This is a genomic window from Bacillus sp. CFBP9009 (assembly GCF_036541465.1).
Lineage (GTDB): Bacteria > Bacillota > Bacilli > Bacillales > DSM-1321 > Peribacillus.
The window spans coordinates 24,325-40,231 of the sequence record NZ_JAZHFU010000010.1 but is presented as its reverse complement, the minus strand read 5'-3'; the positions used below and the strand labels follow the sequence as shown (position 1 = coordinate 40,231).

Below are 15,907 nucleotides of genomic sequence, written 5' to 3'. Positions count from 1 at the left end.
TGAATAAGCGGATGACAGTTGTGGGAGAGTGCAATGCGACACGAGCCACCGAAGGAGCAAGTTCCAAAAAGACCCTTGGAACAAATCTCTCAGGTAGATGGAACCACAACTGGACGCACCTCTGGAGAGCGCGTATAAACATGTACGCCACCAAAGGGGAAAGGTTCTATTTAAAATGGAGCTAAACTCTCAGGTAAAAGGACAGAGAAGGGTAGAGAACGTGAACGCTACGTTACCCTTTTCTGTCCTTTTTTGCGTGCAAAAAAGGTAGTAAATCATACTGTTTTTAACAGTCTTCATAGAAAAGTAGCTGTAGCGGGAAAGAGATTTTAGTGTCTTGAACCACATTAAAATTCAGAATAATTAAAAAATGTCTAGGAGGAAAATAAAATGAGTTTAAAACAAAATGATTTAACCATTTTTGAAGCGATTGAGAAGGAAGGACAACGTCAACTTCAAACCCTGGAATTAATTGCATCAGAAAACTTCGTTAGCCCAGATGTATTAGAGGCAATGGGAAGCGTGATGACAAATAAATATGCAGAAGGTTATTCAGGAAAGCGCTATTATGGTGGATGTGAATTTGTCGATGTGGCAGAACAAGCAGCTATTGAGCGCTTAACAAAGCTTTTTGGTGCAAAATATGCAAATGTTCAGCCACACTCAGGTGCACAAGCCAATTTCGCAGTTTTTTTCGCACTGCTGCAGCCTGGTGATAAAGTGATGGGAATGAACCTTTCACATGGTGGCCACTTAACTCATGGAAGTCCAGTCAGCGTTTCAGGAAAATGGTTTGAAGTTGTGTCATACGGAGTTAAAGAAGATACTCAACTAATTGATTATGATGAGTTGGAAGCTATCGCAAAGAAAGAAAAACCTAAATTGATTATTGCAGGGACAAGTGCCTATCCAAGAACGATTAATTTTGCACGATTTAGAGAAATTGCCGATCAAGTTGGTGCAAAACTTATGGTGGATATGGCTCATATAGCCGGGCTGGTAGCAACTGGTCTTCACCCATCCCCAATCCCATATGCAGATGTTGTGACAAGTACAACTCATAAAACATTGAGAGGACCGCGGGGGGGGATCATTTTAACGAACGATGAAGAAATTATCAAAGCGATTAATAAATCCGTGTTCCCAGGAATTCAAGGCGGCCCACTCATGCATATCATTGCAGCAAAAGCGGTTGCTTTCAACGAGGCTTTACAACCAAGCTTTAAGGATTATGCGAAACAAGTCATTGAAAATGCTGCAACACTTGGCGAAACATTAAAAAATGAAGGTGCAACCCTTGTTTCTGGTGGAACAGATAATCATATTGTCCTTTTAGATCTGCGTCCTTGGAATTTAACAGGAAAAGAAGCAGAGAAATTATTAGAAGGAGCAGGTATTACCGCTAATAAAAATACGATTCCCTATGATCCAGAAAAGCCATTTGTTACGAGTGGGATCCGAATGGGAACAGCAGCTTTAACAACTCGAGGCATGAAGCAGGATGAAATGGTGAAAATCGGTGAAGTGATTGCAACTGTTCTAAAGAGTAAAGGGAATAAAGACGTTCTTCAGAAAGCAAGAGAAACAACCAAAGGGATTTGTGATGTTTATCCGTTATTTCAACAGCCAATTACTGTGTAAATGAGGTAATTGAAGCCATGTATAAGGTATAGGAAATGGTATGCCAAGGACCCTTCGAGAAACGTCTTTTGGAGGCCTGGCGATGAAAGAAACCGGTAAACAGGAAAAGAACATCTATTTTGCAAAAAAACATAATTGGGGGTAAATCATGGGTACTGAAACAGCATTAAAGCAAACACCGCTTTTTGAAGTATATAAAAAATACGGAGCAAAAGTTATTGATTTTGGTGGCTGGGCTCTGCCAGTTCAATTTACCAGCATTTTAGGAGAGCATGAAGCTGTTCGAACAGAAGCAGGACTTTTTGATGTTTCTCATATGGGAGAAGTACTTGTGGAAGGGAAAGATGCCGAGAGTTATATTAATTACCTTGTTACAAACGATGTAACAAAGCTTAGCATCAATCAAGCACAGTATACCGCAATGTGCTATCCAGACGGCGGAACGGTCGATGATTTATTAGTTTATAAATTAGGGAATGAAAAATATTTACTCGTTATTAATGCCGCAAACATTGAGAAAGATTACGAATGGATGAAGCAGCATGTAAAAGGAGAGATGACGCTCCAAAATATTTCGGAAGACATCGCTCAGCTTGCCATCCAAGGTCCAAAGGCAGAAAGCATTTTGCAAAAGTTAACGGAAATAGATTTATCAGAAATTGGCTCTTTTAAATTCGCCCAACATGTCAACATCTCCGGGATTACCGACATACTTGTATCCCGTACAGGTTACACAGGAGAAAATGGATATGAACTTTATTTAGCAGCAGACAAAGCGGTAGTACTCTGGGAAAAGCTCTTAGAAGCAGGAACCACGAATGGATTACAACCATGTGGACTTGGTGCACGGGACACGCTTCGACTTGAAGCACGTCTTGCACTCTATGGACAAGAACTCAGTAACGATATCAGCCCGCTTGAAGCAGGAATCGGCTTTGTCGTAAAGACGAACAAAGAAAGTGACTTTATCGGAAAATCTGCTCTTACAGAACAAAAAGAAGCTGGATTAAAACGAAAATTAGTAGGGATTGAAGTAACAGGCAGAGGGATTCCGCGTCATGGTTACAAGGTAATTTCTAAAGGTGGAGAGGAAATAGGTATTGTTACATCCGGAACACAATCACCATCTTTGAAGAAAAGCTTAGGTCTTGCCTTGGTATCAGCCGACCAAGCTGAAGTGGGGACGCCGATAAAAGTGGAAATTCGTAATAAACTGATTGAAGCCGTTATTGTTAATGCACCATTCTACAAAAGATAAGTGGAAATATTTTAATTGAGTTATCGTGTAGTTTTAAGTCGAATTCGGTTACTTTGCATGCAGCCCGAAATCGAAAACCTGCTATGAGTAAATTATCTAAAATATATTCTGAATTATGGCAATAGTAAAAATGAAAAGGGGAAAATACAATGACGAAAGTAATATCAAGTTTACGATATAGCAAAGAACATGAGTGGGTGCAACAATTAGAAGGAAATCATGTACGTATTGGAATCTCTGATTATGCACAAAAGGCGTTAGGTGATATCGTCTTTGTTGAAAATCCAGCGATTGATGATGAAGTAATTGTCAATGAATCGATGGGAACGATCGAGTCAGTTAAAGCCGTTTCCGAACTTTACTCACCTGTTTCAGGTAAGGTAGTTACTGTAAACGAAGAGTTAGAAGGCGCTCCAGAGACGATTAACGAGCATCCATTTGAAGCAGGGTGGTTAGTCGAAGTAGAAATGTCCAATCCAGAAGAATTAGATTCACTTCTAAACGAAGATGAATATCAAGCATTTACTAATGAAGGAGAGGAATAATATGACAGCCACTTATAGATACCTCCCTGATACGAAACAGGACCAAGAGGAAATGCTCAAATTTTTAAATATTTCTTCAATAGATGAGTTATTTGAAGATATTCCAGCTGAAATTAGCCTGCAGGATGAGCTAAACATTCCAGAGGCGGTTCCTGAACCGCTTCTTTTGAAAAAAATGAATCAGCTTGCTACAAAAAACAAAAATGCAAATCATTACCCAACTTTCCTAGGTGCGGGTACATATGATCACTATATTCCAAGTGTGGTAAATCATATGATTTCACGTTCCGAATTTTACACAGCTTATACACCCTACCAACCGGAAATCAGTCAAGGTGAATTACAAGCAATTTTTGAATTTCAAACGATGGTTTGTGAGTTGACAGGAATGGATGTGGCTAACTCTTCCATGTACGATGGTTTTACATCGCTTGCAGAAGCTGCATCACTTGCCGTTGCATCTACAAGGCGTTCAAAAGTACTTGTATCCAAAGCGGTACATCCTGAATCCCGAGCTATTTTACATACAGTAGCCGGAGGTCCGGGATACACAGCTGAGGAAGTAAATCTTGCTGATGAGGTTACAGATTTAGGGAAGCTGCAAGAACAAATCGATAAGGACACTGCTGCCGTAATTGTTCAATATCCAAATTTCTTCGGTTCCATTGAGGATCTAAACGCAATTAAGAAAATTGCGGAAGAAAAAGGTGCCCTTTTAATAGTAAGCTCCAATCCTCTTGCACTAGCACTCTTGCAAGCTCCTGGGAAACTTGGGGCAGATATTGTGATCGGTGATATGCAGCCATTAGGAATCCCGATGTCCTTTGGCGGTCCACACTGCGGCTATTTTGCGGTAAGTAAGAAACTCATGCGCAAAATCCCAGGACGTATTGTAGGGCAAACAGCAGATGAAAAAGGACAACGTGGATTTGTGTTAACACTGCAAGCCCGTGAACAGCATATTCGCCGTGATAAAGCCTCATCCAATATTTGTTCCAACCAGGCATTAAATGCTCTTGCCTCCTCTATTTGTATGACATCACTTGGAAAGCAAGGGATTCGTCAAATGGCACAGCTAAATATTGAGAAAGCTGATTACATGGCGAAAACTTTAAAACAGAAGGGCTTTACCATAATCAATGAAGCACCATTCTTCAATGAGTTTGTTGTCGGGCTTCCTCGACCGGTAAAGGAAGTCAATGCAAAACTTCTTAAGGCGGGTATTATCGGTGGATTTGATTTAGAAAGTGATTACGGCTTTGGAAATCAAATGCTGCTAGCTGTGACTGAGCAGCGAACAAAAGAAGAAATTGACCAATTTGTTGATGCTTTGGAGGCGATTGTAAATGGTTGAATATAATGAGTTAATTTTTGAAATAAGTCGTCCAGGACGTGTAGGTTCAAGTATTCCGGATAGTGACGTTGACTATGTTGATATAAATGACAAATTTCCAAAGCATTTAATTCGTGACGAACCGGCGGAGCTCCCAGAAGTATCAGAGTTGCAGCTTGTCCGCCATTACACCGCGCTTTCTAATAAAAACCATGGGATCGATAATGGATTCTATCCATTGGGTTCTTGTACCATGAAGTACAATCCGAAAATAAATGAAGATGTGGCACGTCTGGAAGGCTTTAGCCGCATTCATCCATATCAGCCCGTTGAAACAGTACAGGGTGCATTAGAAGTTTTATATGAATTACAAGAAGAGCTAGCTGTCATTACAGGAATGGATGCTGTAACTTTACAGCCATCTGCAGGGGCTCAAGGGGAATGGACAGGTTTAATGATGGTTAAGGCGTATCATGCTCAAAAAGGTGAAACCAGAACGAAAGTACTTGTTCCAGACTCCGCGCACGGTACAAATCCTGCAAGTGCAAGTGTTGCTGGTTTTCAAACGATCACGATCCCATCCGATAAAAATGGATTGGTTGACCTAGAAGAATTAAAGAAACATGTAGGACCTGATACAGCTGCGCTAATGTTGACGAATCCGAATACCCTTGGACTTTTTGAAAAAGAAATTGTGGAAATCGCCCAGGTTGTCCATGAAGCAGGGGGCCTATTATATTATGATGGAGCGAATGCCAATGCCATTTTAGGTAAAACAACACCAGGTCAAATGGGCTTTGACATCGTGCACTTAAATCTTCACAAAACATTTACGACGCCTCATGGAGGTGGCGGTCCAGGGGCAGGCCCTGTCGGTGTGAAAGAGAAACTTACTCCTTACTTGCCAGTGCCGCGCATAGAAAAAGAAGGTGATAAATATGTGCTGAAGGCTAATTATCCGCACTCTATCGGAAGGGTAAAAGGGTATTATGGAAACTTCGGAATTCTCTTGCGGGCGTATACTTATATTCGCACGATGGGGCCTGAAGGGCTGCGCCAAGTATCTGAAAGTGCCGTGCTTCATGCTAATTACCTTCGTAAAAGATTAGAGCCATATTTTAAAGCGCCATATTTACAAATTTGCAAGCATGAATTTGTTCTATCCGGATCTAGGCAGAAAAAGCTAGGTGTAAGAACGCTTGATATGGCAAAACGTCTGCTAGATTTCGGCTACCATCCGCCGACCATCTATTTCCCGTTAAATGTTGAGGAATGTTTGATGATTGAACCGACAGAAACAGAGTCGAAGGAAACACTCGATGCTTTTGCGGATGTAATGATTCAAATTGCCAAAGAAGTGGAAGAAAACCCAGGGGTTGTTTTAGACGCACCACATACTACGGTCATTGGGCGATTGGATGAGGTCCAAGCAGCTAGACAACCAATCTTGCGTTATTCCAAAGAGGAAGTAGTAGAGGAAGAAACGGTAAAGTCATAAATAAATGCTTGAACATGGACCACCAGGGATGAAAATAAAGAGAAGAATCTCATTATTTCATTCATGGTGGTTTCATATAAACGCGTGTAAAAAGGATGACAAAAGAGCCAAGAAGTGCAAGGAGAAATAGTCTTGAGAACCAAAAAGTCAGAGGAACGGAGAAACTCAATCGGTTTTTTTATAGGACTATTGAACAACCTCTTTAAAGCTAAAATTACATCTGCTCATAGGAGTGAGAAATAAAATGTCCATCAGTAATCTTCGTAAACCAGAATGGCTTAAAATTAAATTAAATACGAATGACCAATATACGGGCTTAAAGAAAATGATGCGTGAAAAAAAGCTTCATACTGTTTGTGAAGAAGCAAGATGTCCTAACATTCATGAATGCTGGGCGGTCAGAAAAACGGCAACTTTCATGATTTTAGGAAGTGTATGTACGCGAGCTTGCAGGTTCTGTGCAGTTCAAATAGGGCTACCATCAGAGCTTGATTGGGAAGAGCCCGGACGTGTCGCAGAATCAGTAGAGCAAATGGGCTTAAAGCATGTTGTGATTACCGCTGTTGCTCGTGATGATTTAAAAGACGGCGGAGCAGAGGTATTTGCGGAAACTGTAAAGGCAGTGAGGCGGCAAAATCCATTTTGCAGCATTGAAGTTCTCCCCTCTGATCTGAATGGGGAATATGACAACTTAAAAACATTGATGGATACAAGGCCAGACATTTTGAATCACAACATTGAAACAGTAAAGCGCTTATCTCCAAAAGTTCGTGCACGTGCAACATATGAACGTTCACTAGAGTTTTTAAGGCGGGCAAAGCAAATGAATTCCACTATCCCGACGAAATCAAGCATTATGATTGGTCTAGGAGAAACAAAAGAAGAAATTATGGAAACGATGGATGATCTTCGTACTAATGAAGTGGACATTATGACTATTGGTCAATATTTACAGCCGACTAAACGACATTTGAAGGTCGAAAAATATTGGAGTCCAGAAGAGTTTGAAGAATTGAAAAACATTGCCATGTCAAAAGGGTTTAGTCATTGCGAAGCCGGTCCGCTTGTTCGCTCCTCCTATCATGCAGATGAACAAGTCCGTGCAACTAAGGCTAATGCGTAATCATTTTTCAATAATCCATTAAGAAAGGGGAGAATCAGATGATAGTCAAAATAACAGAGGCAGCCATGAATAAACTGAAGGAAATGACACGTAAGGATGCGCAAATTCCTCGCATTGATGCTGCTATAGCCGGCGGCTGCGGGGTGTCGGTGAAGTTCTCCCTCGTATTGGACGAGCCCCGCAGAAACGATGCAATTATTGAATATGAGGGAGTTCAGCTTAGATTAGATCATTTTACAAAACGCTATTTAGATGAAGAGACACAAATTGATTATTTAGAAGATCGTGGCTTTATTGTTGGAGAAAGCTTTGCATCCAGTACATGTGCCATTGAAATAAATTAATGAATCGTCACGGCTTACCTATTGATAGAATAGATCGTGTTTAATAAGTTGTTTTTCATACTCTATCCATATATCCATGGTTATGAAAACAAAAGGGGGATGTATTAGGTGAATCAAGAATATGACGTTGTTATCATTGGGGGCGGCACCGGTGGATATGTTGCGGCCATTCGTGCGTCTCAATTAGGATTAAAAACGGCGGTCGTGGAACAAGGTAAACTTGGTGGAACATGCCTTCATGCAGGTTGTATTCCAAGTAAAGCATTATTAAGAAGTGCAGAGGTATATTCGAATGCAAAGAACGCTGAAAAATACGGTGTTATTGCACCGGAAGTAGGACTGGACTTCTCAAAAGTACAGGCCAGGAAAGAAGAAATTACTGAACGCTTATTTAAAGGTGTACAACATTTAATGAAAAAAGGGAAAATAGATGTGTTTGAAGGTAAAGGAAGTATTTTACAGTCGAAAGATATTTTAGTGAAATTGAATCATGAAGAACGGGAAATGATATTGAACCCTCGAAATATTTTAATAGCAACAGGATCTCGTCCAAGGACATTACCCGGCCTAGAAGCAGATAGCGAATATGTGATGACATCGGATGAAGCTCTACAAATGAAAGAGCTCCCAAATTCCATCATTATTGTCGGCGGCGGTGTTATTGGAATAGAATGGGCTTCGATGCTTATTGACTTTGGATTAGAAGTAACTGTGATAGAGTATGCCAATCGCATTTTACCGACGGAAGATAAAGATATTTCAAAGGAAGTACAGCGACTAATGAAGAAAAAAGGTGTGAAAATCGTAACAGGGGCAAAGGTGCTTCCAGAATCGTTAGAAAAAGGTGAGGGTGTCTCTATTAAGGCGGAATATAAAGGGAAAGACACGACATTTTCAGCAGAAAAATTATTAGTATCTGTCGGAAGATTACCAAATATAGAAGGCATTCACCTTGAAAATACGAAAGTTGAAGTTGAACGTGTTATTCAAACAAATGAGTATTATCAAACGACTGAGCCAAACATTTATGCAATTGGAGATGTAATTGGAGGATTGCAGCTTGCCCATGTTGCTTCACATGAAGGAATCATCGCAATTGAACATATGGCAGGAGAAAACCCTGTGCCACTTGATCCATCGCTTGTTTCAAAATGCATATATAGTAGCCCGGAGATAGCTAGTGTTGGACTAACAGAAGAGGATGCGAAGGAGAAAGGGTATCAAGTAAAAACAGGGAAATTCTCCTTTCGTGCGATTGGAAAGGCTCTTGTTTTTGGTGAATCAGACGGTTTTGTCAAACTCGTTGTTGAAGAAGAGTCTAGTAAGTTGTTAGGAGCGCATATGGTTGGGCCTCATGTAACCGATATGATCTCAGAAGCGGGTCTTGCACGAGTATTAAATGCAACAGCTATGGATATTGCGCATACGATACACCCTCATCCTACATTAGCGGAAGCAATTGGGGAAGCTGCCCTAGCTGTATATGGTAAGGAAATACACGCCTAACTAAAAAAATAGTAAAAGAATAGAGGCGAGCACCTCTTCCTTCATAGTGGGAAGGGCGAACCTTCTGATAGGTGGGAGAAGCAAGGCATTAAGTATCAGGTAGTATATTTCCTCTATTTTAAGCACTATGAAAACTGAAGATATGAAGGTGTGAACGGAAAAACGTCTGTCAGTAATTTTTAAGGTTCTATCGCCCGCCCTCAACGTAGATCTAGAAGGCCAGAATTGTAGTAACAGTATTTTTCAGACACCAAAAGCAGTTGTGTTTAGCCATCATTCTGAATTCGAAAGCTTTTTACAACTTTTAAGTACAACTCTAAAGGATGGTGAGAGACCATTGTATAAAGAAGTGAATGTTAACCGTGCTAAATTATTAATATCTTGTCCAGAGAAGCCAGGTATTATCTCGGCTGTATCTAACCTTTTATTAGAAAGCAAAGCAAATGTTGTTCATTTTGACCAACATACGACGGATCCACAAGCAGGTATGTTTTTTATGAGGATCGAATTTGATTTAAACGATGTTGATGCTTCCTATGCAAAACTTGAGGAGGACTTACATGTGCTGGCTCAGGCTTATGCGATGGAATGGAGCTTAAGTGGTAATAAGAAAAGAAAACGAATGGCCATCTTTGTATCCAAAATGGATCACTGTCTTATGGAGCTTATATGGCGTTGGAAATCAAATGAACTTCCAGTAGAAATCCCGATGGTGATCAGTAATCATCCTGATTTTAAAAAAATAGTAGAAAGTTATGATATCCCTTATTACCATATTCCTTTAACTCATGAAACGAAGCAACAAGCAGAACAGAAAGCGCTAGAACTACTGAAAGGGAAAGTAGACTTTATTGCCTTGGCTAGATATATGCAAATTCTTTCCCCTGCATTTATATCGGAGTTTCCAAATCAAATTATTAACATTCATCATTCTTTCTTACCGGCGTTTGTCGGAGCAAATCCTTATGCGAGAGCCTATAATCGTGGTGTTAAGTTAATAGGAGCAACTGCTCATTATGTTACGAATGATCTTGATGAAGGACCCATTATTCAGCAAGATGTAAAGCGGGTTAATCATAGACATACAATAGAAGAATTAAAGGTTGCCGGAAGTCATGTGGAAAGACAAGTTCTTGCCCAAGCTGTTTCCTGGCATATTGAAGATAAAGTTATTATTCATGGTAATAAAACAATCGTGTTTGATTGAGTACAATATTAAGATGCTTCAAAGATAGGGATAAACAAAAATTTTAAAGATAATTGAGTAACTTATTATATTTTTTCAATATTTTCAAAGATTTTTCTACTAATTCTATTAGAACAGACAAAATACTCGACCTTGTGAGTATTTTGTCATACCTCAAACGGGACACCAGTACTAGTTATACCTATTCCTATATTAATACCCACATGTCCATTTCTATTATAATTGAATCAATTTCATAAAAAGTTTTTCTTTCGTGAGAGTTACAGAATTTTAGTCTACATTAAAAAAACGGTTAACAGCTTGATTCATTTTGTGCATTTGTTGATTGAGGAGATCTACTGCTAATTTCGGAGGATTATAAATATAAACAAGCCTGGTAAGATTGAACTGAACTTTGGCTTTTTCGCCTGTTCGATAACGGACATTTTTAGTTGAAAGAATTCTTTTAAATAGGCATTGACGCGTTCAACGGCCGTTCTCTGCTTGTAAAACTTTTTCCATGCTTCTGATCCATAATGCAACCGGGACGTCGACACCAATCGCAGGGTTGGCAGTTATGTACAGTTTCAATGATCCTGTAAAAGTGACGATCACTGCTGGGATATGTGCAGTTGTTGGAGCTGGGGTAGGTTTCCTTGGCTCAATCGTGTTCAGAATTAAAAGATTAGAACTGTTTCACAAATAAGGGTGAATGAAAAACAAAAAGCAGCAATTGAAAGACGGCTAAACAAATTTCTTTGCCAGAAAAGGGGCATTACACAATGAAATACAGATCTGCATTCGATATAATCGGTCCCGTCATGATTGGACCTTCCAGTTCACATACAGCAGGAGCTGCCAGAATTGGCAGAGTAGCAAGGACATTATTCGGAAAGCAACCGAAGAAAGCCATTATTTCTTTATATGGTTCTTTTGCAAAAACATACAGGGGACACGGTACGGATGTTGCTGTCGTAGGCGGGATATTGGATTTCGATACGGATGATGAACGAATCCCTGCCTCTTTAACGATAGCGGAAGAAGCCGGTATGGAAGTTTCCTTTACAATCGAGGATACTGTGACGGATCATCCTAATACAGTCAAAATCAGACTGTTCGACGAAGATAAAGAATTGGAACTTGTTGGGATCTCGATTGGCGGCGGAACGATAGAAATAACGGAGTTGAATACGTTCAAGCTTAAATTGTCAGGTGAAAACCCAGCCATTTTAGTCGTGCATAACGATGTGTTTGGAATCATATCTTCCGTTTCGACAGTATTGGCTAATCATGAGATTAACGTTGGACATATGGAAGTTTCACGAAAAGAAAAAGGTCAAATGGCCCTTATGGTGATTGAAGTCGATCAGAAAATCAAGGGCGATGTCATGAAGGAAATTGAAGGATTGGAAAACGTGTCGCAAGTCATAAGGATGGTTGAATGATAATCATTAAAAGTGTGGGCATAGATATGGAGGTAAAAACATGTTCCGAAATGTAGCAGAGTTGGTTGAACTTGCTGAAAGTAAAAATGTAAAAATCGCGGAAATCATGATTTTACAAGAAATGGAGTTCTTAAGTTTGTCGAGAGAACAGATCATCGAAAAGATGGACAGGAATTTGACTGTGATGGAACAAGCGGTGGAAAGAGGTCTGAAAGGAGTGCAATCCGTTACAGGCCTAACGGGCGGAGATGCCGTTCTTTTACAAAATTATATCAAGACGGGCAAGGCGCTCGCAGGCAATTTATTATTGGATGCCGTCAGTAAAGCTGTTGCGACGAACGAAGTGAATGCAGCAATGGGGATGATATGTGCCACACCAACTGCCGGTTCTGCTGGCGTGGTTCCCGGTACGTTATTTGCCGTAAAAGAAAAACTAAACCCGACCCGGGCGGAGATGATTGATTTTCTTTTCACTTCCGCTGCCTTCGGATTCGTGGTAGCAAACAACGCTTCCATTTCTGGAGCAGCTGGAGGCTGCCAAGCAGAAGTGGGTTCAGCAAGTGGAATGGCGGCAGCTGCGATTGTAGAACTGGCCGGCGGTACACCAAGTCAAGCCGCAGAAGCGATGGCAATCACATTGAAAAATATGCTTGGATTGGTTTGTGATCCAGTGGCAGGTTTGGTTGAAGTTCCTTGTGTGAAACGTAACGCAATGGGGGCATCTAACGCGATAACGGCAGCTGATATGGCACTTGCAGGCATTACGAGCCGCATTCCATGTGACGAAGTTATCGATGCCATGTATAAAATTGGCTTGACCATGCCAGTTGCACTACGTGAAACGGCAGAGGGCGGTCTAGCTGCCACTCCGACAGGACGTAAATTGGCAGCAGAAATATTCGGTTCATTTAAATAAACCTATACCTTGAGCTCAGTTATGAAATCACGTCCTCAAAAGTTTGCTCTGTCTTATGCAATAGCATTGGAGGTGCAGTTTTTATGGCGAGATTTTCTTTAGAAGAAAAAATACAGGCAGTACTTAAAGTAACGGGTGCGTTAGCTGAAAATCGGAGCTGTCTTTAAGGCAGCTTTTTCTTTATGCAACTATCGGGGCAGTTTAGTTGAATAAGGAAATCAAGTTTATATATATTTTGTCCATCAACTTTTCATTGTAATGTAATCCTTCTTTCTATCGTTTTATAAGATTAAAATGGAATTATTACATCAATTGGGTTCTAACTCCTCTCAAAGTAGCAAGATAAGCAAATAAAAAAAGCAGTACCACCACTATAAAAGTGTTGGTACTGCTATATTGAGTGACAAGTTTTTTATTAATTAGAACGTACTTGCTACTTTAACAGCTTTTTCAAGCCCTGCAGCAATAATTTCTTCTGCTTTATCTGCGAATTGGTTGTGACCTTCAATCACTATTTTCTCTATATCTTTTACACCGAAAAAGCCCATCATACTTGCTACATATTTAACAGCCATTTCTACTTCAGCTGCTGGTCCTTTAGAATACACACCGCCACTTGCATTTAATAATGCAATTTTCTTATTTCCAACAAGACCTACCGGACCTTCTGGCGTATATTTAAATGTTTTGCCCGCGCGGTTTAAATAATCAATATATGTGTGTAGTACAGCTGGAATTGTTAAGTTCCATAATGGGAATCCAAACACAACTTTATCAGCTGCAAGGAATTGTTCTAAATATTTATCAGCAACAGTTACTGCTTTTGCTTCTTCTGCTGTTAAATCAAGTCCTCTACTAGCCTTAAATGTACCGTCAATCATATCTACTCCTACATATGGTAATTCTTCCTTGTATAAATCAAGTTCTACCACTGTATCATTTGGATGTGCTTCTTTATAGCTTGCTAAAAAAGCCTCATATAATTTCACACTCACCGCCTGGTTTGCGGGGCGATTGTTTGCTTTTACAAATAATACTGTTGTCATTCTATTTTCCTCCTGTTACTCACTCTTATGTTGTTATATATTTATTCACTAAAAAGGGAATCCTATTGTCTTTACATTATCTTTTTAAAACTATATTCCATGTCTCCACCTAGAGCTTCAGCTGTATCACCAGTTTCTCTGAAGTCATGTGTATGAATCTTTTCAAACGGACCAAAGTTTACTTGCTTATAAAATTCATAACAAGGGAATCCGTCATGTGCACCTTGAATATCGATAGTACCATCTTTTTTGACATGTACAGTTAATAGATAATCAACGGGAGGTGCATATACATTTAATGGGTTGCTAGCACTAGCACTCATTTGAAATTTGACGTCATCTGATCTCCATACAACATCAGTGCACAAAATACCTTCCGTACTAGCTTTTCCTGTTTTTTTATTAACGGAACCATCAGGAGTTGTGATTTTTTCTGTTGTTATGCCAGTATTCGCATATGTGAAGATTTCTTTTTTATGAAAATCTACCACTACTTCTTGTTCAATTCTGGAACGCATAGCGTTTACAGCATATGGTGTAAATTCACGTGAGTCACCTTCGAATTGAATCACGTTTCCTGTTTGAGTATCCTTCTTAGGTTCAGTCCAAGACATTGGAATAAATACACTTGCTCTAACTTTAACGATATTAGTCATGAGACATACCTCTATGATTTTTAATTTTATGGATAATAATATTGAGTCATTGAGCAAAGCAGATCGCATTTTCTTTCGTATAAATTATTGCTTTTCCTTTAATATTTGCTGCTTGTAAACTTCTACTTAGTATTTATATCTAGATTGTCGTTTTAAAACTGTATTCCATTTCCCCAGCTAGCGCTGCTGGAGTGTCACCAGTTTTTCTGAAATCATGTGTATATATTAATTCAAATGGACCAAAATCTGTTTGTTTATAAAATTCATAGCAGGGGAACCCATCATGTGCACCTTCAATTTGTGCAACACCACTCTTGTTAACATGTATAGTTAATAAATAATCAGCCGCAGGTGCTGCTGCATTTAAAGGGTTGCTTGCACTTGCCCTCATTTCAAAAGAAACTTCATCAGTGCCCCAAATAACATTAATACATACAATATTTTCTGTACTTGTTTTTCCTTTTTTATAATCAATAGAACCATCTGGATTTGTAACTTTTACAGTTACGGTACAAGCATTTGTATAGGTGGCAATTTCTTTTTTATAAAAATCAATAATCACTTCTTGCTCTAATCTTGACCGCATAGTGTTTACAGCGTTTGGTGTAAATTCACGTGCATCACCAGTGTATTCGAATATCTTTTCTGTTGCAGGATCTTTAATAGGTTCCAACCAAGCATACGGTGCAAATACACTTCCTCTAATTTTAACGATGTTAGCCATGAGAACCCTCCATAATGTATTAATTTTGTTTAGGTGAATCCTATTTCTTTTATAATTGAACTATAGTCAACTTGATTGACTACATGGTGTATAGTACAATGGATTTCAAATAAAGTCAACCTAATTGACTTTATTTAAGGAGGTTTTATTTATGAATCATGAAGTATTTAGTGAATTGGATCTTACATCACTTTTATCATTATCCTTTAGTACATTAATTAATGAATTACATGACAGATTGAGTGAATTGGGATTTGGAGATATTAGACCTGCACATGGTTTTATGTTTAAATGCATCACTCCCAATGGAGCAACAGGTATAGAACTAGCCGAATATTTAGGAATTACAAAGCAAGCTGTGAGTAAAATGGTGGATTATCTTGAGAAAAGTGGCTATGTAATGCGCAAAGCTCATCCCACTGATAAGAGAGGGAAAATTATTGTTTTGACAGAACGAGGTTGGTTAGTAGTGAAAGCAAAAGAGAAAATACTAACTGAGATTGAGCAACGTTGGATTGAAAACATAGGTGCTGAACGCCTGCAAATGCTCAAAGAAGATTTAACAAAATTAGTTTATGAAGAAAATGAAGATAAACTATCATCGAGGTTAAGACCTGTCTGGTAATTATAGAGTTTATAAACCATTAAAGGGCGCGATTCTTTAATAAGAATCGTTTTTCTTAATG

The 15,907-nt window shown here is 39.3% G+C and carries 16 protein-coding genes, 1 pseudogene and 1 riboswitch; of the genes and pseudogenes, 13 read left to right on the top strand and 4 right to left on the bottom strand.

What is annotated here, in order from left to right; translation table 11 throughout:
* Positions 1-11: 11 nt before the first annotated feature.
* Positions 12-116, top strand: a riboswitch (glycine riboswitch).
* Positions 117-390: 274 nt separating this feature from the next.
* The 9 genes from glyA (at position 391) to purU (ending at position 10,455) form a co-directional block, all read left to right on the top strand.
* Positions 391-1,641, top strand: coding sequence for a serine hydroxymethyltransferase (gene glyA, locus V3595_RS20290; protein WP_485909077.1), 1,251 nt, complete (start codon positions 391-393; stop codon positions 1,639-1,641).
* Between the two features lie 148 nt (positions 1,642-1,789).
* A complete protein-coding gene (gene gcvT / locus V3595_RS20285; protein WP_485909075.1) occupies positions 1,790-2,899 on the top strand; it encodes a glycine cleavage system aminomethyltransferase GcvT in 1,110 nt (369 codons plus the stop codon).
* A gap of 149 nt (positions 2,900-3,048) precedes the next feature.
* Positions 3,049-3,444, top strand: coding sequence for a glycine cleavage system protein GcvH (gcvH, locus tag V3595_RS20280; protein WP_485909073.1), 396 nt, complete (start codon positions 3,049-3,051; stop codon positions 3,442-3,444).
* A 1-nt stretch (position 3,445) separates the two neighbouring features.
* On the top strand, positions 3,446-4,798 hold the full coding sequence (gcvPA, locus tag V3595_RS20275) for an aminomethyl-transferring glycine dehydrogenase subunit GcvPA (protein ID WP_485909071.1): 1,353 nt from the start codon (positions 3,446-3,448) through the stop codon (positions 4,796-4,798).
* A complete protein-coding gene (gene gcvPB, locus V3595_RS20270; RefSeq protein WP_485909069.1) occupies positions 4,791-6,275 on the top strand; it encodes an aminomethyl-transferring glycine dehydrogenase subunit GcvPB in 1,485 nt (494 codons plus the stop codon). Before gcvPA ends, gcvPB begins: the two co-directional genes overlap by 8 nt.
* 244 nt (positions 6,276-6,519) lie before the next feature.
* Positions 6,520-7,398, top strand: a complete 879-nt coding sequence (lipA, locus tag V3595_RS20265; RefSeq protein WP_485909068.1) for a lipoyl synthase — start codon at positions 6,520-6,522, stop codon at positions 7,396-7,398.
* 38 nt (positions 7,399-7,436) lie between these two features.
* A complete protein-coding gene (locus V3595_RS20260; RefSeq protein ID WP_485909066.1) occupies positions 7,437-7,742 on the top strand; it encodes a HesB/IscA family protein in 306 nt (101 codons plus the stop codon).
* A 108-nt stretch (positions 7,743-7,850) separates the two neighbouring features.
* Positions 7,851-9,248, top strand: a complete 1,398-nt coding sequence (gene lpdA, locus V3595_RS20255; RefSeq protein WP_485909064.1) for a dihydrolipoyl dehydrogenase — start codon at positions 7,851-7,853, stop codon at positions 9,246-9,248.
* 337 nt (positions 9,249-9,585) lie between these two features.
* Positions 9,586-10,455: a formyltetrahydrofolate deformylase gene (purU, locus tag V3595_RS20250; protein ID WP_137017270.1), complete on the top strand. Its 870-nt coding sequence runs from the start codon at positions 9,586-9,588 to the stop codon at positions 10,453-10,455.
* A 270-nt stretch (positions 10,456-10,725) separates the two neighbouring features.
* On the opposite strand, the pseudogene V3595_RS20245 reads toward purU, so the two are convergent.
* Positions 10,726-10,967, bottom strand: a pseudogene (locus V3595_RS20245) (transposase); the annotation flags it as partial.
* On the opposite strand from V3595_RS20245, the gene V3595_RS20240 reads away from it, so the two are divergent.
* From V3595_RS20240 to sdaAA, 3 genes are all read left to right on the top strand, one after another.
* Positions 10,955-11,140, top strand: a complete 186-nt coding sequence (locus tag V3595_RS20240) for a hypothetical protein (RefSeq protein WP_485909225.1) — start codon at positions 10,955-10,957, stop codon at positions 11,138-11,140. The pseudogene V3595_RS20245 and the gene V3595_RS20240 overlap by 13 nt on opposite strands.
* Positions 11,141-11,216: 76 nt before the next feature.
* Positions 11,217-11,879 carry an L-serine ammonia-lyase, iron-sulfur-dependent subunit beta gene (gene sdaAB / locus V3595_RS20235; RefSeq protein WP_144479140.1) on the top strand — a complete coding sequence of 221 codons (663 nt, stop codon included), beginning with the start codon at positions 11,217-11,219 and terminating at the stop codon, positions 11,877-11,879.
* A 40-nt stretch (positions 11,880-11,919) separates the two neighbouring features.
* Positions 11,920-12,795, top strand: a complete 876-nt coding sequence (gene sdaAA, locus V3595_RS20230) for an L-serine ammonia-lyase, iron-sulfur-dependent, subunit alpha (RefSeq protein ID WP_340861946.1) — start codon at positions 11,920-11,922, stop codon at positions 12,793-12,795.
* A gap of 419 nt (positions 12,796-13,214) precedes the next feature.
* On the opposite strand, the gene V3595_RS20225 is transcribed toward sdaAA, so the two are convergent.
* From V3595_RS20225 to V3595_RS20215, 3 genes are all read right to left on the bottom strand, one after another.
* Positions 13,215-13,841 carry an FMN-dependent NADH-azoreductase gene (locus tag V3595_RS20225; protein ID WP_485909060.1) on the bottom strand — a complete coding sequence of 209 codons (627 nt, stop codon included), beginning with the start codon at positions 13,839-13,841 and terminating at the stop codon, positions 13,215-13,217.
* A 71-nt stretch (positions 13,842-13,912) separates the two neighbouring features.
* Positions 13,913-14,497, bottom strand: a complete 585-nt coding sequence (locus V3595_RS20220; protein ID WP_485909058.1) for a DUF3238 domain-containing protein — start codon at positions 14,495-14,497, stop codon at positions 13,913-13,915.
* Positions 14,498-14,636: 139 nt separating this feature from the next.
* Positions 14,637-15,221 (bottom strand): DUF3238 domain-containing protein, encoded by a 585-nt coding sequence (locus V3595_RS20215; RefSeq protein WP_485909056.1) that lies wholly within the window; start codon positions 15,219-15,221, stop codon positions 14,637-14,639.
* Between the two features lie 151 nt (positions 15,222-15,372).
* Here V3595_RS20215 and V3595_RS20210 point away from each other — a divergent pair, with 151 nt between their 5' ends.
* Positions 15,373-15,846 carry a MarR family winged helix-turn-helix transcriptional regulator gene (locus tag V3595_RS20210; RefSeq protein WP_101226140.1) on the top strand — a complete coding sequence of 158 codons (474 nt, stop codon included), beginning with the start codon at positions 15,373-15,375 and terminating at the stop codon, positions 15,844-15,846.
* The last annotated feature ends 61 nt before the right edge of the window (positions 15,847-15,907 follow it).

Coding starts and splice junctions, on each gene's coding strand:
- gcvT (WP_485909075.1), top strand. CDS start 1,790: ATGGGTACTGAAACAGCATTAAAGCAAACACCGCTTTTTGAAGTATAT.
- V3595_RS20210 (WP_101226140.1), top strand. CDS start 15,373: ATGAATCATGAAGTATTTAGTGAATTGGATCTTACATCACTTTTATCA.
- V3595_RS20240 (WP_485909225.1), top strand. CDS start 10,955: ATGCTTCTGATCCATAATGCAACCGGGACGTCGACACCAATCGCAGGG.
- sdaAB (WP_144479140.1), top strand. CDS start 11,217: ATGAAATACAGATCTGCATTCGATATAATCGGTCCCGTCATGATTGGA.
- lipA (WP_485909068.1), top strand. CDS start 6,520: ATGTCCATCAGTAATCTTCGTAAACCAGAATGGCTTAAAATTAAATTA.
- V3595_RS20220 (WP_485909058.1), bottom strand. CDS start 14,497: ATGACTAATATCGTTAAAGTTAGAGCAAGTGTATTTATTCCAATGTCT.
- gcvH (WP_485909073.1), top strand. CDS start 3,049: ATGACGAAAGTAATATCAAGTTTACGATATAGCAAAGAACATGAGTGG.
- V3595_RS20215 (WP_485909056.1), bottom strand. CDS start 15,221: ATGGCTAACATCGTTAAAATTAGAGGAAGTGTATTTGCACCGTATGCT.
- V3595_RS20260 (WP_485909066.1), top strand. CDS start 7,437: ATGATAGTCAAAATAACAGAGGCAGCCATGAATAAACTGAAGGAAATG.
- sdaAA (WP_340861946.1), top strand. CDS start 11,920: ATGTTCCGAAATGTAGCAGAGTTGGTTGAACTTGCTGAAAGTAAAAAT.
- gcvPB (WP_485909069.1), top strand. CDS start 4,791: ATGGTTGAATATAATGAGTTAATTTTTGAAATAAGTCGTCCAGGACGT.
- glyA (WP_485909077.1), top strand. CDS start 391: ATGAGTTTAAAACAAAATGATTTAACCATTTTTGAAGCGATTGAGAAG.
- V3595_RS20225 (WP_485909060.1), bottom strand. CDS start 13,841: ATGACAACAGTATTATTTGTAAAAGCAAACAATCGCCCCGCAAACCAG.
- gcvPA (WP_485909071.1), top strand. CDS start 3,446: ATGACAGCCACTTATAGATACCTCCCTGATACGAAACAGGACCAAGAG.